Here is a 21,901-nt window from a genome sequence, read left to right on the forward strand (position 1 = left end):
ACACGGCCTTCCCTGCGCGATGGTTGGACGGCTTATGCCGTGCTCTCCCGGGAGCCGAGTTCGTTCTGGCCTCCCTCGCCCCGCGAATTGGATGATGCAGTCTGCCCGGTTGGGCTCGCTCGCACCTCCGCGACAGGCTTGACCGCAGCAACGACGGCCAGGACCACACGGTTTTGCCGTACGCGTTCAGCGTCGTCCGTCTACACGCGGCCGCGAACTCACAGGGACTACCCGCCCTGCCCGCACCTCTCGTGCCGACGCTGCCGCGTCCACCGCAACCCGGCCCGCGTTTCGAACGACTCGCGAACCGCCCCTCTTCCGTAGGCCGGGCTGTTTCGATTTATGCCGCAATTCCGAATTTCGGTAAAGTGGAATGTTTTTGCGGTGAGGGATTGACGAGATGGCGGGTGTTTTGCCCGACGGCCAAGTAGCCCGGATGGGGCGCAGCGAAATCCGGGTAAGTCGTGCAAACCGGTGCAGTCATCCCGGATTGCGCTACGCTCCATCCGGGCTACAGGACCATCCGGTCTACCTTGCCGATTTCTACGCCACCGCGGCATCCGGCACGCGCGCGGCTTCCATCGGCTGTTTGCCGCGGAGCAGGTCGGAGGCGCGGTCGGCGATCATCATCGTGGATGCATTCAGGTTCGCCGAGATCATGCGCGGCATCACTGAGGCATCGATCACGCGCAAGCCTTGGAGGCCGTGGACGCGGAGCTGGTCGTCGACGACCGCCCAGGTGGAGTCCGCCGGACCCATGCGGCAGGTGCAGCCGGGGTGGAAGGTGGTGGTGCCGCGCTCGGTGGCTGCCGCCAGGAATTCGTCGTCGGTGTTGATGTTCGGGCCCGGGAAATCCTCGTAGGCGTAATAGGGCGACAACGGCGCCGACTTCAAAAGGCGCCGTGCGAGCTTCATGCCTGCGACGATGACGCGGCGGTCGAGCTCGGCGTCGAGATAATTGGTCTGGATGATCGGCGGGGCAAACGGATCAGCCGAGCGGATGCGGACATAGCCGCGGCTCTCGGGGCGCTGCTGCCAGGACGCGACCGTCATGCCGGGTTCGTCCTCGAGCTGACCCTGCACGCCTTCCTTGTAGCTGGCCGGCGTGAAGGTGAGCTGCAAGTCCGAGCTCTCCGCGCTCTCGCCGGAATGCCAGAAGCAATAGACCATGGTCGGCGACAGCGAGAGCAGCCCGCCGCGCGTGGTGGCCCATTTCAGCGCTTCGACCCAGAGCGACAGCCCGCGGCGGAGCTCGTTGATGGTCCTGATGTCTTTCACACGCGCCACCGTGCGCGGGGCGTAATGGTCTTGCAGTCCTTCGCCCACGGGAAGTGCGTGACGCACCTGGATGCCATGGGCCTGCAACAGGTCCGGCGAGCCGATGCCGGAGAGCTGCAACAGCTGCGGCGAATTATAGGTGCCGCCCGACAGGATCACTTCCTTGTTGGCGCGCACCTCGACCGGCGTACCGCCACGGCCGCCCTTCATGTAGCGCACGCCGACGGCGCGCTTGCCCTCGAAAATGATCTCGGTCGCATGCGCGTGGGTGTGGACATGCACGTTCGGCCGCTTCATCGCGGGCTTGAGGAACGCGGTCGCGCCGGAGACGCGCAGACCCTTGTCGATGGTGCGCTGGCAGTAAGAGACGCCTTCCTGGGTCTTGCCGTTGTAGTCGGGGTTGCGGGGAATGCCGAGCGAGACCGCTCCTTCCATGAAGGCTTCGCACAGCGGATCGCGCCAGTTCATCGTCGTGACGATGAGATTGCCGTCGCGCCCACGATAAATCTCCTCGCCCTCGCCGACCCGCTTCTCCAGCCGCCGGAAATAGGGCAGCACGTCGGCATAGCCCCAGCCGCGATTGCCCATCTGCGCCCAGGTGTCGAAATCCATGCGCTGGCCGCGATTGTAGATGTGGCCGTTGATCGAGGACGAGCCGCCGAGCGTCTTGCCGCGCGGCGCGTAGATGCTGCGGCCGCCGGTCCAGGCCCCGACCTCCTGCTGGTAGGCCCAGTTGATGCTCTTCATGTGGAAGGTCTTGATGAAGCCCGCCGGCAGGTGGATGTAGGGATGCCAGTCGGAAGGGCCCGCCTCGAGCACGCAGACGCTGGTGCCGGGATCTTCGCTCAGCCGGCTGGTGAGCACGCAGCCGGCCGAACCCGCGCCGATGATAACATAATCAAATCTGTCCATGGTGCCTCGGCCGCTTTAGCGCGGCTTGTCGTTGAGTTGATAATTCAAATGCGTTTTCACCGTCGGCCATTCGGCGGCGATGATGCTGTACACCACGGTATCGCGCAGTGCGCCGTTCGGCGCGACCTGGTGGCTGCGCAAGATGCCGTCCTGCTTGGCGCCGAGGCGCTCGATGGCGCGGCGGCTCTGGTGGTTGAAGAAATGCGTGCGGAATTCGACCGCGATACAGCTCAGGGCCTCGAAGGCGTGGGTGAGCAGCAGCAGCTTGCATTGCGTGTTGAGCGGCCCGCGCTGCGCGCCCTTGCCGTACCAGGTCGAGCCGATTTCGACGCGGCGGTTGGCGGCATCGATGTTCATGTAGGTCGTCATGCCGACGATGTTGCCGCCGCCGTCGAACACGGTGAACGGCAGCATGGAGCCCGCGGCCTGGAGGCCCAAGCGGCGGTCGATCTCCTTGCCCATGTTCTCCGGCAGAGGGATCGCCGTGTACCAGAGTTTGGACAGCTCGCCGTCTTTCACCGCCTTCGTCAGCGCCTCGCGATGATCATGCGACAACGGCTCCAGACGCGCGTGCTGTCCGCGCAGGGTGATGGGATCGGGCCAGGGCATTGAACTCTCTCCTTACGTCATTGCGGGGAGCGAAGCGACGAACCAATCCAGACTGTCTCCGCGGACCGCATTTCTGGATTGCTGCGCTTCGCTCGCAATGACGACAACTAGCACCGTTTATTTGTTTAGGAAATTGAGAGGCAAACCGCCGCGCGGCCAGTCCATCGCGATCAGCTCGCCCTTGCCGGAGAGCGTGATGTAGGCGGTCTTGAGCCCGGGGCCGCCGAAGGCGATGTTGGTGGTGACGCGGTCGCCGGTCGGCACCTGCTCGACCAGCGCGCCATCAGGCGCAATCACCGAGATGCAGCCGGAGACGAGCGTGGCGACGCAGATATTGCCGCTCGCTTCCACCGCGAGCGAGTCGAACATCTGGTAGCCGCCGAGCCCGCAGATCGGCTTGCCCCGCTCGCCGCGATAAATCGCGTCGCGCGGCTTGAGCGTGCCGGGCGCGGAGAGCTCATAAGCCCAGAGCCGCCCCGTCGGCGTCTCGGCGATGTAAACCGTGTTCTCGTCCGGTGACAGCCCGATGCCATTGGCCGGCAGCACGCCGTGCACGACCTCGACGATCTCGGTCATGCCGGGCTTGAGATAATACATGCCGCCGACATCCATCTCGCGCGCGCGGCGTTTGCCCAAATCGGAGAACCAGAGACCGCCGTGCTTGTCGAACACCAGATCGTTCGGCCCGCGCAGCTCGTGCTCGCCGCATTTGGTCACGACGGTCTCGATCTTGCCCGATTGCAGATCCACCCGCTGGATCGAACCGCCCAGATAATCATCCGGCTGCGGGCCGGGCATGATCATGTTGCGGGTCGGGATCCAGGAGAAGCCGCCATTGTTGCAGATGTAGATCTTGCCATCGGGCCCGAGCGCCGCACCATTCGGGCCGCCCGGCACCTTGGCCACGATCTCCTTGCGGCCATCAGGATACACCCGGGTTAAACGCTGGCCGCGGATTTCCACCAGCACGACCGAACCATCCGGCATCACCACCGGCCCTTCGGGAAATTCGAGGTCGGTGGCGAGAACACGGACGTTGGACGTGACATCGGACATGGAGACCCTCCCGGCTGCTTGTTATGGCTTGCGCGGGATGTCCGGCATGGGCCTCGCACACAAGATTTGCCTGCGGTTATGGCAAAGCAGGTCCGTCTTGCCAAGCAACCGGGAAGGTATGCCAGCGTTGCGCGCTAGTCCTTCACCGGCACCCAGATCTCGAAGCCGCCATTGCCGGTCATGGGATCGAACGCCTCGTCATAACGCTCGAAGTTCGGCGCATCCGCGGCCTTGAGGCCAGAGGCAGGCAGCCATTGATTCCAGATCGTATTGACGGTGCGGCGGATCGAGGCAACGTGATCGGAATGGGTGAACACCGCATAGCGCTGCTCGGGGATGCGAATGCGACCGAAGCGGCGCGGCAGATCCGAGAAGTCGGCGACTTCCACACCGGCGATGTAGTCGAAATTGCCGGCATCATCGCCATTGCAGCAGATGCCATAGGCCACCTTGCCAATGCGCGCGGGAATGTCGGCGACCTCCTGGTGGAAGCGGTGCCACATCCCGGGGATGATCGCACCGTTGTCGCAGGCAATGCGGTCAGTGAGGCCGGCGACAAGAAAGGCCTTTGCGGTTTCGAAACGGGGCGGGACGAGGTTGTCTGATGCGGTGGAGTCCATGAGGATCGGCTCCTGAAGCTTGAGATGGCTGATGCACGTCGCCGCCCTCACCGCTTCTGGTGTGGTGCCAAAGTGGTCGCGGAACGCGCGGGTGAATGCTTCGTGCGAGCCGTAGTCCGCCTCCAGCGCGAGGCTGAGAATGTCCGGCGCGCCCCTGGCAAGGCTGCGCGCCGCCTCACTCAGCCGGCGTGCGCGCACGTACCGCATCACCGGCAAGCCGGTGGCCGCGGCAAACGCGCGCACCATGTGGAACCGCGACACGCCGCCGATCGCAGCGATCTCGTCGAGCGTCATCGGCTCGGTCAGATGGCTTTCGATGTACCAGAGCGCGCGCTGGGCTGGGTTCATGGGTTGCGCCTCTCATTCGAAGCGGGGCGATCATGCGCCGTCCCCGCGCGCTTCGCTTGATCAGGATTGCTCCCGCACGGTTCGCTTTGCCAGCCTACAAAACCTACTTCGCATCCTTCGGCGCCGGCGCGTCCTGCTTCTTCTTCACATCCTCGATGATCTTCGTCTGCGCCGCCTGGAGATCGCCGATGGTCTTCTGCAAGCCGGCAAGCGTCACCTTCAACGCATCGATCTGGCGATTGGCGGCATCGAGCTTCTGCTGATGATCGAGGTTAAGTTTCGTGATCGTCTTCTGGAGGAAATCGACATTGCTCTGAAGGCAGCTGGTGCGACGCTCCATGGTCTTTTCGACCGTGCAGATCTCGATGCCGGGCACGTCCTGCGCATGCGCCGGCGTGACGAGCGGTAAGATCGCGAAACAAACGGCAGCCAACGTGCGCGGCATCCAGGTTCCTTGCCAAATTGATCACGGCAATTTGCGCCGATTGGGCGCGCCTTGGCGAAGCTACCACACTCGTACCGCATTCTCGCGTTGAGCTTGGCATGTTCCCTCGGACAGGGAGCAATGAACCGTACGCGGAAGAAGTGGGCGCTCGTTCCGCAGCTTTGATGAGGGGAGATTATTGGAATGGCAACGCGCGACAGACGTCTGGCGGAATTCGATGGCGCCGGAGAACCGCCACCCGGCCTGCCGGTCGAGGTTTTGTGCGAGGACCACAGCGGTACGTATCAGCTGCCGTTCGCATGCCGTTATGTCGAGGGGCGCTGGCAGAATGACGCGGCCGGGGTCGCGGTGGAAGCAACCGTGATCGGATGGCGGCTGCCGCGCATGAAGCACACCGGGGTCGCCTGAAAGCTCGCACCTGTCCCGAAATGCGACGGCGACGCGTGGCACCTTAACCTTCGGAACGCGGTTCGAACGAATCGCGTCCGAATCAGCCTGATGGCTCCGTCCACGCCTGTTCACGGCTAGATATCGAAGTCAGCCCGTGCGCGCGTACCACATCTGCGAGAGGCGCGGGCGGGCCTGAGCACATCGCCGACTGCAAACGTTAATTCCCGAGGCGCAGCCCTGCACGCCCCAGTTCCGCCGCCGAAACGGGCAGGACGGGGCGCGGCTGCCTAATATTCGACCTCCAGCTCCTCGATCTCGGCCGGCTCGTCCTTGGCTGCCGCGATCCATTCCTTCATCTCGGGCATGGCCATGATGACATCGGCATAGGCCTTCAGCTGCGGCTCGAGCTTGACGTCATAGGTGACGAAGCGCGTCACCACCGGCGCATACATCGCATCCGCCATGGTGCGCTTTTCGCCGAACAGGAACGGGCCGCCGGACTTGTCCAGGCAGTCGCGCCAGATCGCCCAGACGCGATCGATATCGGCCTGCGCGCGCGACCAGATCTTGAAGGCCGGGAAGTGGCCCTTCAGGTTGACCGGCAGCGAGGCGCGCAGCGTGGTGAAACCGGAATGGATTTCGCCGCAGATCGAGCGGCAATGCGCCCGCTGGACGCGATCCGCCGGCAACAGCCCGGCATCCGGCATCGCCTCGTTGAGATATTCGGCAATCGCCAGCGTATCCCAGACCGTGGCGCCGTCGTGCCGCAGGCATGGCACCAGGATCGAGGACGACAGCAACAGGATTTCGGCGCGCGCCGATGCGTCGTCCGGCGCGGTCACGATCTCCTCGAAATCGAGCCCGGAAAACTTCGTCAGCAGCCAGCCACGCAGCGACCAGGATGAGTAGTTCTTGCTGCTGATGGTCAGTGTCGCTTTCGCCATATGGCCGTTCCCTCACGCCTGTGATGCACCCCCGCCGGGCCCACCGGCGTGCCCATTGCCTGTGCTTCCCGAGTGGCTCGCTCAGCTTGAATAGCAAGCGATGTGCCAGTTTTCCGGGCGATTTGGCCCAGCTTTGGCTTCGATATTGCATGGCAACATCGGACAGGTGGGCACTTCAGTATGATGTCGATGTTTTATCAGACCTTTCAGAACCAGATGGATCTGACGGCGCCGTGGCGGGCGGGCGCCTCGTCCGCGCTCAAATTCCTCCATCTGGTGCCACGGGGCATGTCGGATCAGGTGGTGGGCCGACTCTCGGCTGCCCTGGAGCTGATCTCGCGGTCCACCCTCACTTACCATCGCCCGGCCTACGGCATCGACAGCGTCATGGTCGGCAATCGCGAGGTTGCGGTTACCGAGGAGATCGCCTACGCGACGCCGTTCGGCTCGCTGCTGCGTTTCAAGAAGGAGGGCGTCGGCGAGCAGCCGCGCATGCTTCTGGTGGCGCCGATGTCCGGCCACTTCGCCACGCTGCTGCGCGGCACCGTGAAGACGCTGCTGCAGGATCACGACGTCTACATCACCGACTGGCACAATCCGCGCGACATTCCGCGCAGCGAAGGACGCTTCGGTCTCGACGACTACACCGAGCATCTGATCGACTTCCTCGGACAGCTGGGGCCGCGGCCGCATATGGTCGCGATCTGCCAGCCGTCGGTCTCGGCGCTCGCCGCCGCCGCGATCATGTGCGAGGGCAATCACCCCTCACGGCCTGCGACGCTGACGCTGATGGCCGGCCCGATCGACACCCGTATCCAGCCGACCAGGGTCAACGAGTTCGCCAAGAGCAGGCCGATCGACTGGTTCGAGAGCAACCTCATCAACTATGTGCCGGTGCAGTGCCGCGGCGCGCTCCGCAAGGTCTATCCGGGCTTCGTGCAGCTCACCGCCTTCGTCTCGATGAATCTCGAGCGGCACATCAAGCAGCACATGGATCTCGCCAATCACATCGCCAAGGGCGAGAAGGAGAAGGCCGCCAGCATCAAGACCTTCTACGACGAATATTTCGCCGTGATGGACCTGCCGGCGGAGTTCTACATCGAAACCGTGCGCGACGTGTTCCAGGAGCACCTGCTGCCGCAAGGCAAGCTGATGCATCGGGGCCGCCCGGTGGACACCAAGGCGGTCAGCCGCATGGGGCTGATGACGGTCGAGGGCGAGAAGGACGACATCTGCTCGATCGGCCAGACGCTCGCAGCCCAAGACCTCTGCACCGGCGTGCGCGCCTATCGCCGCGTCCACCACATGCAGGCCGGCGTCGGCCATTACGGCGTGTTCTCGGGCAAACGCTGGAACAACGAGATCTATCCGCTGCTGCGGGATTTCGTGCACGTCAATTCGTGAGGGTCACTTCGTAAGGTGCATTCGTCGCGGCGCGCGCCGCGACGGACACCACAGACGATCTGATGCAACGAAACGGCGCTCCAGGGAGAGCCGAGGCACATACAACCTTGTGAGGCGCCCCAACTTCTGAAAATATGCGCCGCATGCACGACAGATCGCCTGCCCGACGAGAGAAGACTTCGGAAGCGCCCGGAAACGAGGGTGCAATTTCGCGCAAAGCACCAACGAAATCACGGCGGCAGCCGCGGACTGGCCGCGCGGGTGACGATGCCATCATTGTCGAACTCGGCGGCCGGGTGAAGCGATTGCGGACCCAGGCGGGCCTGACGCTGGAGGAATTTGCGGCGCAATCCGGCGTCAGCCGTGCCATGCTGTCCAAGGTCGAACGCGGCGAGAAGAGCCCGACACTCGCGATCATCGTGCGTATCGCCAAGGGACTCAACGTCTCCATGTCCACGCTGATGGGCGCGGAGCCCGATCCCGCCCAGGTCGCGGTGATCCGCCGAGCCAACCGATTGGCTTTCAAGGACCCCGAGACCGGCTTTGAGCGTCACAATTTGTCGCCGTCCCATCTGGACAACGACCTGGAGTTCCTGCTGCATCGCATTCCGCCGGGCGAATCCTCCGGCGAGCTGCCGCCCTACAAGGTGGCGACGGAAAAATATCTGGTCGTGCACGAGGGCCAGCTGACGGTGCATACCGGCGAGGCGAATTACGTCCTCGATACCGGCGACTCCTTCTACTTCGATGTGCGCGAATCCTACCGCTTTATCAACGCGGGCGGGACTCCATGCGCGTACTATCTCGTCATCCGGCGCCGTCGCGCCTGACCCGAATTGCTTCCGTCCTACTGCAACGTAAACGGATTGGAGATCGACGGCGTCGGATTGATAAAGACGCTCTTCGGTTCCAGATATTCGTAGATCGCATCGAGCCCGTTCTCGCGGCCGATGCCGGACTCCTTGAAGCCGCCGAAGGGTGAGAGATAGCTGACGACGCGATAGGCGTTGACCCAGACCGTGCCTGCCCGCAGCCGCTTCGGCATCGCGATCGCGCGACCGAGGTCGGTGGTCCATAGGCCCGCCGCAAGGCCGAACGGCGTGTCGTTGGCGAGCGCGACCGCCTCGTCGTCGGAATCGAATCTGATCACGCTGAGAACCGGACCGAACACCTCCTCGCGCGCGATCCGCATGTCGTTGGTGACGTCGGCGAAGATGGTCGGCTCCACGAACCAGCCGTCGCCGCATTCCGGCCGAAAGGCCCGCCGGCCTCCGAGAACGCAGCGAGCGCCTTCGAGTTTGGCGAGTTCGATATAGTGAAGCACCTTCTGCAATTGCTGCTCGGTGGCAACCGGCCCGACGTCGGTCTCGGGGCTGTTGGGATCGCCGAGACGCGCCACCTTCATCACCTCGACGAGACGCGAAAGGAACGCGTCGTAGACCGAGGAGTGCAACAGCAGCCGCGAGCCGGCCATGCAGGTCTGCCCGCTTGCGGCGAAGATGCCGGAGATGACGCCCTTGACTGCATCCTCGATGCTCGCATCTGCGAATACGATGTTCGGCGACTTGCCGCCGAGTTCGAGCGAGACGCGCTTGAACTGCCGCGCCGCCGCTTCATAGATCTTGCGACCGGCAAGATTCCCCCCGGTGAAGGCAATCCGGTCGACGAGGGGATGCTCGACAAGGGGCTCCCCGGTCTCGGCGCCGAGGCCCGTGACGACGTTGATCACGCCTTTCGGGAAGCCTGCCTGTTCGAACAGCTCGACCAATGCGAGCAGAGACGTGGACGCGAATTCGGACGGCTTGATGACCACGGTGTTGCCGGCGGCAAGCGCGGGTGCGAGTTTCCAGACCGTGAGCAGCAGCGGCGAATTCCACGGCGTGATCGCGCCGACGACGCCGACCGGCTCGTAGGAGACGTAGTGGAGCATGCCTTTCTTGTCGGTCGGCGGCATGCGGCCCTCGATCTTGTCGGCAAGGCCGCCGTAATACTGAAACCAGCGCGGCAGATATCTCATCTGGCCGAGCATCTCCACCTTGAGCTTGCCGTTGTCGCGCACTTCCAGCTCGGCCAGGCGCTCCGCGTTCGCAGCGATCAGGTCGGCAAGCCGATTCAACAGCGCGCCGCGATCGCTCGGATGGGTGCTGGCCCAGGGACCGGCAACGAAGGCTCTGTTCGCCGCCTGCACGGCCCTGTCGATGTCCTCCGCATTTCCCCTGGGAATGACGGCCCATGGCTTTCCCGTGAACGGGTTTTTAGTCTCCAGCCAGCGGCCCGAAGCGGATTCGCACCATTCACCATCGATGTACATTTTGAAGACTTCAAGCTCGTGCGGGACGTCGCCCCGCACCTCGACAGGCGACGACGTCGCGCGCTTCGAGCCTTCAGTATTCATACCAACACTCCGATTCCAACTTTGTTCTTCTCACCGCACGGCGAGATAGGGACATCCGCTCTTCTCAGCGGAGACGAACAGGCCATCACCCGGGAGGGTCGCGACCAACCTGTAGAGATCCGCGGGGCTCTTGGAGTCCTGCGGACTCTTCACCTCGAAAATGTGCATGTCGGAGACCACCCGGCCATTGGGCTGGATATGGGCGTGCTGGATCAAATTGCCTTCGATCGGCTGCTGCAGCATCTTGGCCTGCACTTGTGCGGCATCGTCGGAGCCGATTGCGGCGACCGCCTTCAGGTAGTGGGTGGTGGCGAGATAGGCCAGCACGTGCCCCATGGTCGGCACCGCGTTGCCGTTGCGGGCCATGAAGCGCTTCGACCAGGCGCGGGTCTCGTCATTCAGATCCCAGTAGAACGAGGCGGCGAGCCGCAGCCCCTGCGCGGTGGAAAGCCCGAGCGCAGTGACGTTGTTCTCGAACACCAGCATGGTCGCGAGCTTGGCGCTGACGCCGAATTCCCTGGCTTGCTTGATCGCGAGCACGAGATCGGGCCCGGCATTGGCCAGCCCGATCACGTCGGCACCGGAGCCCTGCGCCGCCAGCAGTTGCGAGGCGAGATCCGTGACATTAAGGGGATGCAGCACCTGGCCGACGACCTGCCCGCCGGAGGCCTTGACGGTCTCGCCGGCATCGGCCGCGAGATTTTTGCCGAAGACATAGTCGGCGACGATGAAGAACCACTTCTTTCCGCCAGCATCGACGATGCCCTTGGCGATGATCTTGGAGAGCTCGCTGGTCGATGGCGCCCACTGCGTGCCGTAGGGCGAACAGCCGTCGCCGCTGAAATTCGAGGCATAGCCGCCGCTGACCAGCGTGGTCTTCTTCAGCGAGCGCGCAATGGCCTGCACCGCAAGCCCAACCGAGCTCGCACCACCCGGAATGATCGCGCTCACGCCCTGCTGCTCGATGTATTGGCGCGCGAGCGCCGCGCCGATGTCGGGCTTGCTCTGATGATCGGCCGAGATGACCTCGACCGGACGACCCAGCACCTTGCCGCCGAAATCCTCCACCGCCATTTTGGTGGCCAGCACGGTGCCAGGCCCGCCATTGCCGGAATAGACGCCGGACATGTCATCGATGACGCCGATCCGGAACGGCGCATCTTCGGCGAGCGCCGCGGCAGGAGCGGCGCCCAGCAGCATTGCAAGCGCAGCCGCGCGAAGCAGTGACAAGGTCATAATTCCCTCCCTGAGATATCGCTGATTTTTCATTCTCATCGTCATTAGAAAGCTACCTTGACTGCGCCTTGCAGCGCGAATTGCGGATTGCTGGTGCCGAACGTTCCGGCCGCCGTGAGCATGGCGTTGATGTTGCCCGACACAGCCGTGCTGAGGCCGCCCACCACCTTGCCATAGGTGCGATCAGGATTGCCCTGGACGACGGTGTAGATCGGCAGAGCAAGCGCGACCGTTTCCGCCGCAAGCAGCGTCCGCGCGCCGCCGAGGAAATCGTGCTCGGCGGTCAGGTTGAGGAAGGAGTTGATCGGGCGCGTAGCAACCACGAAAGGCGCACGAAACTGCACGCCCGCGCTCCCGGTGAGCCCTTCGAGCTTCTGCCGCGCGACCGCCTGGGTGATGATGGGATCACCGGTCTCGGTGTACGGATTGACGTTGGTGTAATCGTAGACGAGCCCCGCCAGCGGGCCGACCCGGACCGCGCCGACATCGAACAGATAGGCTGACTTGGCGCCGATTGTGACGGTGTTGCCGCTGGTGCTGCCGCGGATCGTATCGACGACCCCGGGACGATCAATCCGGTAATTGTTGTAGCCGTAGGTCGCGACGACATCCGTCAACAGATGCGCGTAGGTGAAGGATGCATAGCCGCCGATCTGGTAGCTGTCGAGATTGAGATGACCGGTGCCGCCATGCAGATTCGCGATCGGATTGGTGTAATTGAGCGCGCCTCCGATCCGGATGTTCGGATCGACCTTGTAGTCGGCGCCGAAGGTGCCGCCCGCGAGCGTGTAGTCGAAACCGACGGCGTTGCCATCGGCGCTGAAGCGGTCGCCGCGACTGCCGCTACCATAGGCTGCGGCCAGATAGACCGAGAGCGGCAGTTCGGGCGCAAGACGCGGCGGTGCCTTGGTGCTCATGCCGGGCCGGTCCATGAAGGCGAAGGCCTGAGATGGTGGCGCCGCCCCAGTTACGCGCGGATCGTTGGCGCGAAAGGCGTCGAGCCGCGAGAAGATCGAGTTCGAGAAATTTTGTGCGGTGAGCTGCGCGACGTCGCCCTGCGCGGCGATGCCGTCCTGCGCCGCGAGCAGATTGGCCTCGTAGCGTGCAATCACCGCGTAGCCCGCATCGGTCGGATGAAGATCGAACATGAAATGCTGGTTCTGCACGTCCTTCGACGCCGTCAGGCAGCTGCCGTCGAAAATGCAGGCGGTACCGGTCTTGAATCCAAGGCTGCTCGGGTCGGTGTAGGCCTTGGTGTAGATTGCGGCGAGATCGACAACGTGAATGCGCACGCCCGGCCGCGCCAGTGGCGCGAGAGTTGCCGCGAGATTGTCGTTGACCAGTTCGAAGAACTGACGAGCGATCGGCAGATCCGGAATCTGATTGTAGGGCGGCCCAAAGGGGTAAAATCCACCGACGTTATACCAGTTATAGGTCGACGAGCTAAACATGTTCTCGGCAATGAAATTGTGCCCGCCCGCTTTGATCAGTTGCGAGATGTTATTGTATTGCTGAGACAATGTAGCCGCCGACAGCGTTTGCGGCGTGTAAGGCGCCCCGTTCGGATCGGGAATCCCGAGGAACATGGCTGCCCAGTTGTTCGGCATTCCGCCGACCACGATGAGGTCATTCGGCTGAAAGCTCCGCCCCCCGCTCGTGAACTCCACGATTTGTTGCGCCACTGTCGGGCCGCCGTTGAATGCGGGGAAGACGCCGTTGCCTACGCCGTTGTAGGCGTAATCGTTGGGCTTGCTGAAGCTGTAGCTGGTCAGCATTGACAGCCATTGCAGCGAGCCGCGTCCATTGCCGCAGGCGCCGTAGGGCGCCGATTGCGGAAACGCGATCGGGCAATTGCGCGATACGTCGAGCAGGCTGTCGCCGAATCCGTAGATCGTTCCGAACTGCTGCGCCTGCGCGCAGGCAACAGGCATTCCCGCGGCCAGCAGCAATGCTGCGGCCGGTACCGCTGACTTCAGTCTCACGGCGACCCCCTGTTTACGTTGTCGTCCCTGCGTGGCGTCTTTGACTGCGCCTTCACAAAACGAAGCCTAGCAGAAATTTTCTATTATAAAAGACAAATCTTCTATAGGAGATTTCCCGGCACGGACGGTCCGCTCAGCGCCGTCCGCGTGCCCGAGCCTGGCACGCTGATAGCGGCTCCAGTTTTCGGCGCGGCTGTCCGTCGCGTTCGCGTGGAGATGATCAAGATCGAGCAACCAACGGCGGTGTGGTCGCCTCAACAACCGGCTCCGCGCCTCAGGCCGACCACTCCGCGCCCCAGACCTGCACGACGTGACCCGGCGACACTTCGCGGTATTGCCGCACCGGCGGCTGGTAATCCGGCGCGCGCACCGGACTTCTGATTTCGTCGTTGGCGGCCTCGCGCCTGGTGCCGCGCCGAGCAGGATCGGGCACCGGCACGGCGGCCATCAGCTTCTTCGTGTAGGGATGCTGGGGATTGCCGAACAGGGCCGCACGCGGACCGGTCTCGACGATCTCGCCGAGATACATCACCGCGACGCGATGGCTCATGCGCTCGACCACCGCGATGTCGTGGGAAATGAAAAGATAGGCCAGGCCCATGCTGGCCTGTAGGTCGAGCATGAGATTGACCACTTGCGCCTTCACCGAGACGTCGAGCGCCGAGACGGCCTCATCGGCGACGATCAGCTTCGGTCCGAGCGCCAGCGCACGCGCGATGCAGATGCGCTGACGCTGGCCGCCGGAGAATTCGTGCGGGAAACGCGCGGCCATGTCAGCCGTCAGGCCGACGCGCGTGAGGAGATCGGCGACTTTGTCGCGCGCCTGAGCGGCGGTGGCGACACCGTTGGCGAGCAGCGGCGCGGCGATCGCCGTTCCCACCGACATGCGCGGATTGAGGCTCGCGAACGGATCCTGGAACACGATCTGCATCTTCTTGCGGAAGTCCCGCAAGGTGCGGCCGTTCATGGCGAGCACATCCTGGCCCTCGATCAGAACCGTGCCGCTGTCCGGCTCGATCAGCTTGAGGATCGAGCGGCCCGTCGTCGACTTGCCGCACCCGGACTCGCCGACCAGCGCCAGCGTCTCGCCGGCGCGTAGCGTAAATGAGATGTTCTCGACCGCGTGGACCCGGCCGGAGACCTTTCCGAACAATCCCGACCGGATCGCGAAGCGCGTGGTGAGATTGGACACCTCGAGCAGCGGGCGTTCGGCGGTCGAGACCGTATCAGGCGTTTCCGTCGGATCGTCGGACGTCCCCGTCATCTTGTCGACGATCGGAAAACGCATCGGCCGCGCGCGTCCGTCCATCGAGCCGAGGCGCGGCACGGCCGCGAGCAGCGCGCTTGTGTAGGGATGCGAGGGTGATGCGAAGATGTGCGCAGTCGCGTCGGTCTCCACCGCCTGGCCGGCATACATCACCACGGTGCGATCGGCGATCTCGGCGACCACGCCCATGTCGTGGGTGATGAAGAGGATCGACATCCCCTCCTCGCGCTGGAGCTCTTTCAGAAGCTCCAGGATCTGGGCCTGGATGGTGACGTCGAGTGCCGTGGAGGGCTCGTCGGCGATCAGGAGTTTGGGCTTGCAGGCGAGCGCCATCGCGATCATCACCCGCTGGCGCATGCCGCCCGAGAAGCGATGCGGATACTCGTGGAAACGCGACTTCGCTGCGGGGATGCGGACACGATCGAGCAGACGGATGGTCTCGGTCTCGGCAGCGGGGCGCGACAGTCCGCGATGCTGAATCAGTGCTTCCGCAATCTGGAAGCCGATGGTGAGCACCGGGTTGAGGCTCGTCATCGGCTCCTGGAAGATCATGGCAATCTCGTTGCCACGAATATCCTTCATGCCCGCTTCGGGCAGCGTCAGCAGATCGCGGCCGGAAAGCGCGACGCGGCCCTCGATACGGCCGCTCTCCTTCGGAATGAGGCGCATGATGGAGAGCGCGGTGACGCTCTTGCCCGACCCGGACTCGCCGACGATGGCAACGGTTTCCCGCGCGGCAATGTCGAACGAGACGTTGCGAACGACCGGGACCCATTGCTGCTCGCGCATGAACGAGGTCGTGAGGCCTGCGACCGACAGCATGGGACACTGTGCTTCGGCGACGACCTGCTCGGATGCATTTGCGCCGGTGTTCATGCGAAGCACCTGATGCATGCCGCAACGAAGGTGCGCTCCCTCCCCCGCTTGCCGGGAAGGGTTGGGGAGAGGGTGCTTCCACGATCGAGGACCTCCAAGAGGAGAGAACCCTCACCCGGCGCTGCGCGCCGATCTCTCCCGCAAGCGGGAGAGGTGAACTGAGCTCGTGGCTGCACTGATGTCACCATTGCCATTGCGCCCTCAGTAGCCGCGACTACGATCGACACGCCCCGGCAGCTCTTCGCCGCGGCGGTGCCGTGCGATGACGTCGAGCACGTAATCGACCGCCGTATCCGGCGTCGTCATGCTGGCATTGTGCGGGGTCAGCAGGATGCGCGGGTGGCTCCAGAAGGGATGACCGGCTGGCAGCGGCTCGGGTTCGGCGACGTCGAGCACCGCACCTGAAAGCGCGCCACTATCGAGCGCGGCGAGGAAATCCGCTTCGACCAGATGCGGGCCACGGCCGACGTTAACGAGAGAGGCACCGCGCGGCAGCCGCGCGAACAGGTCCGCGTTGAGGATACCGCGAGTGTCGTCGGTCAGCGGCAGCAGGGACACCAGAATGTCAGCCTGCGCGAGAAATTTTGGGAGTGTCTCCGCGCCGGCATAGCAAGCAACGCCTTCGATATCGCGCGGCGAGCGATTCCAGCCGAGAAGCGGAAACTCGAACGCCTTGAGGCGTTCGAGCACGGCCTGGCCGAGCTGCCCGAGCCCCATGACGCCGACGCGCCGACGCTTCGCCGGCGTGATCCGGATCTCGCGCCAGACCTGCGCCTTCTGCTGGCTGATGAAGTGCAGGAGATCACGATGCAGCGCCAGCACGGACATGGTGACGTATTCCACCATCGTCTCGGCAATGCCCGGCTCAAGCATACGGACGAGCGGGATGTGGCGCGGAACTTTCGTGGTGTCGAACTGATCGACGCCGGCGCCGACCGAGAAGACCAGCTCGAGATTGGGAAAGGTCGCCGCGATGTCATCCGGCGGCACCCACGCCACCAGGTAACGCACCTCCGCGGGATCGCCGATGTCGGGCCAGAGCCGGAACGGCAGGTCGGGCGCGCGCTCCGCGAAGAAGCGCGCCCACTCCGCGCCGCGCACCATGTTGGCCTTGTAGAGAACCGTCATACTGTCAAAGCCTCAGAACGGGCTGACCGGCGCGAGCCGGCGGCCGTCGATCATGCGCGTGTGGCTGTAAGCTGCCGGATCGACCAGCGGCGTCGACCCCGTCACGATATCGGCGGCGAGCTTGCCGGCCGCAGGGCCGATGCCGAAACCGTGGCCGGAGAATCCGGTGGCGAGGAAGAAGCCCGGAAGCGCGTCGACCTGCGAGATCACCGGAATCGTGTCCGGCGTGCAGTCGATGGTGCCACCCCAGGCTTCTGCGATCTCGATGTCCTTCAGCTCGGGGTTCGACTTGATCAGCGAAGCCAGCGCCGCATTGACCAGCGACATGTCAGGCTCGGGATTGCGCACACGCTCGGTCTCGAACGGCGACGGCTTGTCAAAGCCCCAGCTCGTGCCGCGCGCGAGCTGGTCGAAGAACGACTTGCCGAACGACATCTTCAAGCCGTTGCGGCGATGCAGGTAGGTCGGCCAGAAGGTGCGTGCGTAGCGGAACAGGTCGGGCGACAGCTCGACCGTGCCGCGGTTGCGCAGCGCGAGCGTGAAGCCGCCGTCGAGGCGGCGGCGGATGCAGTAGAAATCGGTGCCAAGCGCACCCGACGTGATCTCCGGACCCGGCGTGGTCCGGCATGCGGTGGCGTTGACGAGGCCGATCGGCAGCTCGATGCCATGGCGGCGGCAGAACAGCGACGACCACGCGCCACCCGACAGCAGGGCGGATTGGGTGCGAATGGTCCCCTTCTCGGTGACGACGGCGCTGACGCGTCCGCCCTGCGTCTCCAATCCGCGCGCGGCGCAGCCCTGGTGGATGGTGACGCCGTGTTTTCGCGCAGCGGTCGCAAGCGCGGGCACGGCCATCGAGGGCTCGGCGCGCCCGTCGCTCGGCGTGTGCAGGCCGCCAACCCACGTCTCGGCATTGCCGGGCAGGCGCTCGGCGATCTCGGCCGGCGTCAGCACGGTGGAGTGAACCTGTTGTTCGCGCGCCATCGCCGCCCAGCGCTCCCAGCTGGCGAGCTCGTCCTTGCTCTTGGTCAGGAACAGCACGCCGGTGCGGCGGAAGCCGGCATCGACGCCGGCGTCGTTCTGCATGTCCTCCCACAGTCGCAACGCTTCGCGCGCCAGCGGAATCTCCTCCCGCGCGCGGCCCTGCTGCCGGCACCAGCCCCAGTTGCGGCTCGACTGCTCGCCCCCGACATGCCCCTTCTCGACCAACGCGACGGAAAGCCCCTTCTTCGCGAGATGATAGGCCGCCGAGACGCCGATCACGCCGCCGCCGATGACGACGATGTCCACCTGCGCCGGCAGGCGTTCGTCGCTGTTTATACGGTTGAGCGGCGGGGACATAGGACACTCCTGGAAGTCGGTTCGATCGATGCAAGCTTGCTCGTCGCTGGTTTGCAGATCATGGGATGTTCATCCGCGGGTCGAGCGCGTCGCGCAGCCCGTCGCCGAGGAAGTTGAAGCTCGTCACCGCGAGCGTGATGACAACGCCCGGCGCAATGGCAAGCCAGGGCGCACTGGTGAGATAGATCTGCGCGTTGTTGAGCATGTTGCCCAGGCTCGCGGCCGGCGGCTGAATGCCGTAGCCGAGATAGCTGAGATAGGATTCCAGCAGGATCGACTTGGCGACGTTCAGCGTCGCTGCCACCACGATCGGCGCCATCGCATTGGGCACGAGCTCGCGGAACATGATCCGCAGGTTCGACGAGCCGAACGCGAGCGCGGCCACCGCAAACTCGCGCTCCCGCAGCGAGCGCACCTGGGCTTCGACGACGCGGGCCACCCACATCCAGGCGGTCGCTGCGATCAGCACGGTGGTGGTGACGACGCCGGGCTCGGTGAGCGCCGCCAGCGCGAGCAGGAGAAAGATGGTCGGAAAGCACAGCACGCCGTCGACGAGCTGCATCAGGACCGCGCCGACCACGCCGCCGTAGAAGCCGGCGAAGGCGCCGACGGCGATGCCCACCGCCATCGCGATCACCATCGCGACGATGCCGATCGACAGCGAGACGCGCGCGCCCATCATCAGCCGGGCCAGCACATCGCGGCCAAGCTCGTCGGTGCCGAGAATGTGCGCGCCCGACAGCGGCGGCGCGAACCGCTTCATGATGTCGATATACGTGTCGTCGAACGGCAGCAGATAAGGGCCGAGCGCCGAGCCGAGAACAAGGACGAGAATGATGACCGCGCCCGCGAGCGCAAGCCGGTGTCGGCGGAATCGCTGCCACGCGGCCTGGCCGGGTGCGGGTTGAGCGGTGGACACGACTACAGTCGCCATCGCCTAGCCCACCCGGATGCGCGGATCGACGACCGCGTAAAGGATGTCGGCAAGCAGCGAGCCGATCAGCACCATGGTGGCCGAGAACATCAGGATGCCCATCACCACGGGATAATCGCGATAGCCGATGGAATCGAGGAACAGCCGGCCCATGCCGGGCCAGGTGAACACGGTCTCGGCAACCAGCGCTCCTCCAAGCAGCGTCGGAAATTGAAGCCCCGCAACGGTGATCATCGGCAGCAACGCGTTGCGTAGCGCGTGCACGGTGAGGATGCGCCATTCCGGCATGCCTTTGGCGCGCGCGGTGCGGATGTAGTCCTGGTTGATGACTTCGAGCATCGCGGAGCGCATGAAGCGCCCCCACATCGCGGTCTCGACCAGCGCCAGCACCAGCGCCGGCGCGATCAGATGATGCAGCAGGTCCAGCGGCGACCCGTCGCCGATGGTCTCGCGATTACCGGCCGGCAGCCAGCCGAGCTTCACCGAGAAGACGTAGATGGTGACGAGGCCGAACCAGAAGGTCGGGATCGACAGCGCGATCATGGCCCCGACGGTTGCGAGCGTATCGAACAGCGAATAGCGGCGCAGCGCACCGAGCACGCCGATCCAGCAGCCGAGCAGCACCGCGATGATGGTCGCCGTCGCCATCAGTTCCAGCGTGGCGCCGAGATGCGAGGAGATCACCGAGAGCACCGCCTCGCCGTCGCGGTACGAGCGGCCCCAGTCGCCTTTCAGCATGCGGCCGAACCAATCGAGGTACTGGATCGGCAGCGAGCGATCGAGGCCGAGCTGCCTGCTGACGCGCTCGAGATCCTCCTGCGTCATCTGCGCGGAGGCGGCAAATTGCGACAGCGGCCCGCCCGGCGCCAGGTGCACGACGGCAAAGCCGATCGCGGAGACGATCACCAGCAGCATGATCGCCTGCGCCAGGCGATTGGCGACGTAACGGACCATCTCAGGCGATCCCGCGGATCGGATGCATCAGGCCCAATACCACTCGCGGATGTTCCAGCAGTTGATCGACATGTTGATGTTGGGACGGAAACCCTGGAGCCCCTCCTTCACGCCTTCGGCGATGAAGCCCTGGAACAGCGGCAGGATGGCGAGGTCGTTGCGCACGAGCTTTTGCAGTTCGCCATAGGTGGTCTTGCGCTGCGCGAGATCGAACTGCCTGGCGCCCTGGGCAAGCAGCCGGTCGGCTTCCGCGCTCTGGTATTGATAGGTGTTGTAGCCGCGGCCGCCCTTGGCGGGAATCGCACCAGAGCCGAACCGCGGCGTCACGTCGGGGTCGCTGCCCAGCATGAAGTTCACCCCCACGATCACCGAGTTGAACTTCGACTGCTGCCAGAAATCACCCCAGATCACCGCGGCGGGCATGTTGTTGACGCGCATCGCAGCACCAATCGCGCGCCAGTCCTGGATCAGGAGCTGCTGGGTCTGCTCGCGGACCGCATTGCCGGATGTCGTAGAATTGGTGAATTCGAGCTTGACGCCGCCCTTCTCGCGCACGCCGCCCGCGCCGCGCACCCATCCGGCGGCATCGAGCAGCGCATTGGCTTTTGCCGGATCATATTTGTGTTGCGGCAGGCCCTGCTGGAACGACCAGGCCTGCTGCGGCACGAAACTTTCGGTCTGGGTCGGCAGGCCGTAGTTCAGTGCATCGATGATCGCCTGCTTGTTGATCGCGAGATACAGCGCCTCACGCACCGTGCGGTCGGCGAACGCACCGAACTCCAGATTGGGCGCGATGTGCTCGACCGAGGACGTCGAGGAGACGAAGATCTTGCGCCCCTTCAACGTCTTCGCCTCCTGCACGAAGTTCGGCAAAATGCCTTGCAGGCCGGTGTAGTCGACCTGGCCGGTGCGGAACTGGGTGTAGAGAACGGTGAGATCCGGGATGTATTTGAAGACCACGCGTTCGACGTAAGGTCCTTTGCCGTGGTAGCCGGCATTTGCATTCAACTGGATGTGGTCGCCGGGCACCCGCTCGCCCCAGCGGAACGGACCGGTGCCGACCGGCGCGTTGTGGAACGGTGAAGCGTTCGGATCGGTCACCTTCTCCAGGATGTGCTTGGGCACGATAAAGGTCAGCGCCGCCAGGATCGACATGTAGGGCGAATAAGCCGTCTCCATCCGCCAATGGATCTCGTCCGGCGCGACGATGTCGACGTCCTTCACCAGATGATGCCCGACGCGGCTGCGCGCGCGGAAATCCGGACTGTTGATCAAGTTGAGCGAGAACTTCACGTCGTCCGCCGTGAACGGTGTGCCGTCGTGCCATTTTACGTCGCTGCGCAGCTTGATCTTCCAGGTCAGGCCGTCGGCCGACAGCCCGCCGTTCTCGATTGTAGGGACTTCGCGGGCGAGATCGGGAATGAAGTTGCCGTCGGGGTCGATGAACCAGAGCGGCGAGAACACCTGCCACCAGATGCCCTGATCGACTTCGATGCCGGGCATCAGCGGATGAAACACCGTCGGCTCCTGCGACAGTGCCGCGATCACCTGCCCGCGCGGCTTGTCCGGTGGATTGGTGGGGCGCTCGGTCTGGGCAAAGGCATTGCCTGCAAATGTCCATCCCGCCGCCGCGCCTGCACCGAGCTGGACAAACTGACGCCGATTCGGAATGCCCAGATGCAGTGCCCCAACGCCGAACCTACCGGTGTCGTCTGCCATGACCACTCTCCGTTGTCGCACACGGCACCGTCTCCCGCGCCCCCAACCCCGGCAAAGGGACAG

Annotated in this window: 18 protein-coding genes; 3 read left to right on the forward strand and 15 right to left on the reverse strand. The window is 64.3% G+C overall.

Annotated elements, in window-relative coordinates:
• Window positions 1-543: 543 nt before the first annotated feature.
• The 5 genes from AC0L2O_RS06345 to AC0L2O_RS06365 all read right to left on the reverse strand — a co-directional run bounded on the left by AC0L2O_RS06345 (window position 544) and on the right by AC0L2O_RS06365 (window position 5,268).
• The gene (locus tag AC0L2O_RS06345; RefSeq protein WP_473369092.1) at window positions 544-2,190 is read right to left on the reverse strand and encodes a GMC family oxidoreductase; all 1,647 of its coding nucleotides are present in this window, start codon (window positions 2,188-2,190) and stop codon (window positions 544-546) included.
• 15 nt (window positions 2,191-2,205) lie between these two features.
• Window positions 2,206-2,799, reverse strand: a complete 594-nt coding sequence (locus AC0L2O_RS06350) for a GNAT family N-acetyltransferase (protein ID WP_473369093.1) — start codon at window positions 2,797-2,799, stop codon at window positions 2,206-2,208.
• A gap of 117 nt (window positions 2,800-2,916) precedes the next feature.
• A complete protein-coding gene (locus AC0L2O_RS06355; protein ID WP_473369094.1) occupies window positions 2,917-3,855 on the reverse strand; it encodes an SMP-30/gluconolactonase/LRE family protein in 939 nt (312 codons plus the stop codon).
• A gap of 134 nt (window positions 3,856-3,989) precedes the next feature.
• Window positions 3,990-4,823 (reverse strand): GyrI-like domain-containing protein, encoded by an 834-nt coding sequence (locus AC0L2O_RS06360; RefSeq protein ID WP_473369095.1) that lies wholly within the window; start codon window positions 4,821-4,823, stop codon window positions 3,990-3,992.
• Window positions 4,824-4,926: 103 nt separating this feature from the next.
• Window positions 4,927-5,268, reverse strand: coding sequence for a coiled-coil domain-containing protein (locus tag AC0L2O_RS06365; protein WP_369721648.1), 342 nt, complete (start codon window positions 5,266-5,268; stop codon window positions 4,927-4,929).
• A 183-nt stretch (window positions 5,269-5,451) separates the two neighbouring features.
• On the opposite strand from AC0L2O_RS06365, the gene AC0L2O_RS06370 reads away from it, so the two are divergent.
• A complete protein-coding gene (locus tag AC0L2O_RS06370; protein ID WP_409192248.1) occupies window positions 5,452-5,676 on the forward strand; it encodes a hypothetical protein in 225 nt (74 codons plus the stop codon).
• Between the two features lie 269 nt (window positions 5,677-5,945).
• Here AC0L2O_RS06370 and AC0L2O_RS06375 read toward each other — a convergent pair whose 3' ends face one another.
• The gene (locus tag AC0L2O_RS06375) at window positions 5,946-6,602 is read right to left on the reverse strand and encodes a glutathione S-transferase family protein (RefSeq protein WP_369721647.1); all 657 of its coding nucleotides are present in this window, start codon (window positions 6,600-6,602) and stop codon (window positions 5,946-5,948) included.
• 180 nt (window positions 6,603-6,782) lie between these two features.
• On the opposite strand from AC0L2O_RS06375, the gene AC0L2O_RS06380 reads away from it, so the two are divergent.
• Both AC0L2O_RS06380 and AC0L2O_RS06385 read left to right on the forward strand, forming a co-directional pair.
• On the forward strand, window positions 6,783-8,006 hold the full coding sequence (locus tag AC0L2O_RS06380; protein WP_473369096.1) for a polyhydroxyalkanoate depolymerase: 1,224 nt from the start codon (window positions 6,783-6,785) through the stop codon (window positions 8,004-8,006).
• Between the two features lie 143 nt (window positions 8,007-8,149).
• Window positions 8,150-8,836, forward strand: coding sequence for a helix-turn-helix domain-containing protein (locus AC0L2O_RS06385; RefSeq protein ID WP_473369097.1), 687 nt, complete (start codon window positions 8,150-8,152; stop codon window positions 8,834-8,836).
• Window positions 8,837-8,853: 17 nt separating this feature from the next.
• Here AC0L2O_RS06385 and AC0L2O_RS06390 read toward each other — a convergent pair whose 3' ends face one another.
• From AC0L2O_RS06390 to AC0L2O_RS06430, 9 genes are all read right to left on the reverse strand, one after another.
• Window positions 8,854-10,317 (reverse strand): aldehyde dehydrogenase, encoded by a 1,464-nt coding sequence (locus AC0L2O_RS06390; RefSeq protein WP_473369261.1) that lies wholly within the window; start codon window positions 10,315-10,317, stop codon window positions 8,854-8,856.
• 114 nt (window positions 10,318-10,431) lie between these two features.
• Window positions 10,432-11,637 carry an ABC transporter substrate-binding protein gene (locus AC0L2O_RS06395; protein WP_473369098.1) on the reverse strand — a complete coding sequence of 402 codons (1,206 nt, stop codon included), beginning with the start codon at window positions 11,635-11,637 and terminating at the stop codon, window positions 10,432-10,434.
• 44 nt (window positions 11,638-11,681) lie between these two features.
• Window positions 11,682-13,619, reverse strand: coding sequence for an autotransporter domain-containing protein (locus AC0L2O_RS06400; protein WP_473369099.1), 1,938 nt, complete (start codon window positions 13,617-13,619; stop codon window positions 11,682-11,684).
• A gap of 274 nt (window positions 13,620-13,893) precedes the next feature.
• The gene (locus tag AC0L2O_RS06405) at window positions 13,894-15,762 is read right to left on the reverse strand and encodes an ABC transporter ATP-binding protein (protein ID WP_473369100.1); all 1,869 of its coding nucleotides are present in this window, start codon (window positions 15,760-15,762) and stop codon (window positions 13,894-13,896) included.
• Window positions 15,763-15,963: 201 nt separating this feature from the next.
• Window positions 15,964-16,890: a 2-hydroxyacid dehydrogenase gene (locus tag AC0L2O_RS06410; protein ID WP_473369101.1), complete on the reverse strand. Its 927-nt coding sequence runs from the start codon at window positions 16,888-16,890 to the stop codon at window positions 15,964-15,966.
• A gap of 12 nt (window positions 16,891-16,902) precedes the next feature.
• Window positions 16,903-18,231, reverse strand: a complete 1,329-nt coding sequence (locus tag AC0L2O_RS06415) for an NAD(P)/FAD-dependent oxidoreductase (protein WP_473369102.1) — start codon at window positions 18,229-18,231, stop codon at window positions 16,903-16,905.
• Between the two features lie 58 nt (window positions 18,232-18,289).
• Window positions 18,290-19,165 carry an ABC transporter permease gene (locus AC0L2O_RS06420; protein ID WP_369721642.1) on the reverse strand — a complete coding sequence of 292 codons (876 nt, stop codon included), beginning with the start codon at window positions 19,163-19,165 and terminating at the stop codon, window positions 18,290-18,292.
• Window positions 19,166-19,168: 3 nt separating this feature from the next.
• Window positions 19,169-20,119 carry an ABC transporter permease gene (locus AC0L2O_RS06425; RefSeq protein ID WP_473369103.1) on the reverse strand — a complete coding sequence of 317 codons (951 nt, stop codon included), beginning with the start codon at window positions 20,117-20,119 and terminating at the stop codon, window positions 19,169-19,171.
• 27 nt (window positions 20,120-20,146) lie between these two features.
• Complete coding sequence (locus AC0L2O_RS06430; protein WP_473369104.1) at window positions 20,147-21,838, reverse strand: peptide ABC transporter substrate-binding protein; 1,692 nt, start codon at window positions 21,836-21,838, stop codon at window positions 20,147-20,149.
• Between the last annotated feature and the right edge of the window lie 63 nt (window positions 21,839-21,901).

It is taken from the genome of Bradyrhizobium sp. Kon10 (assembly GCF_055807395.1).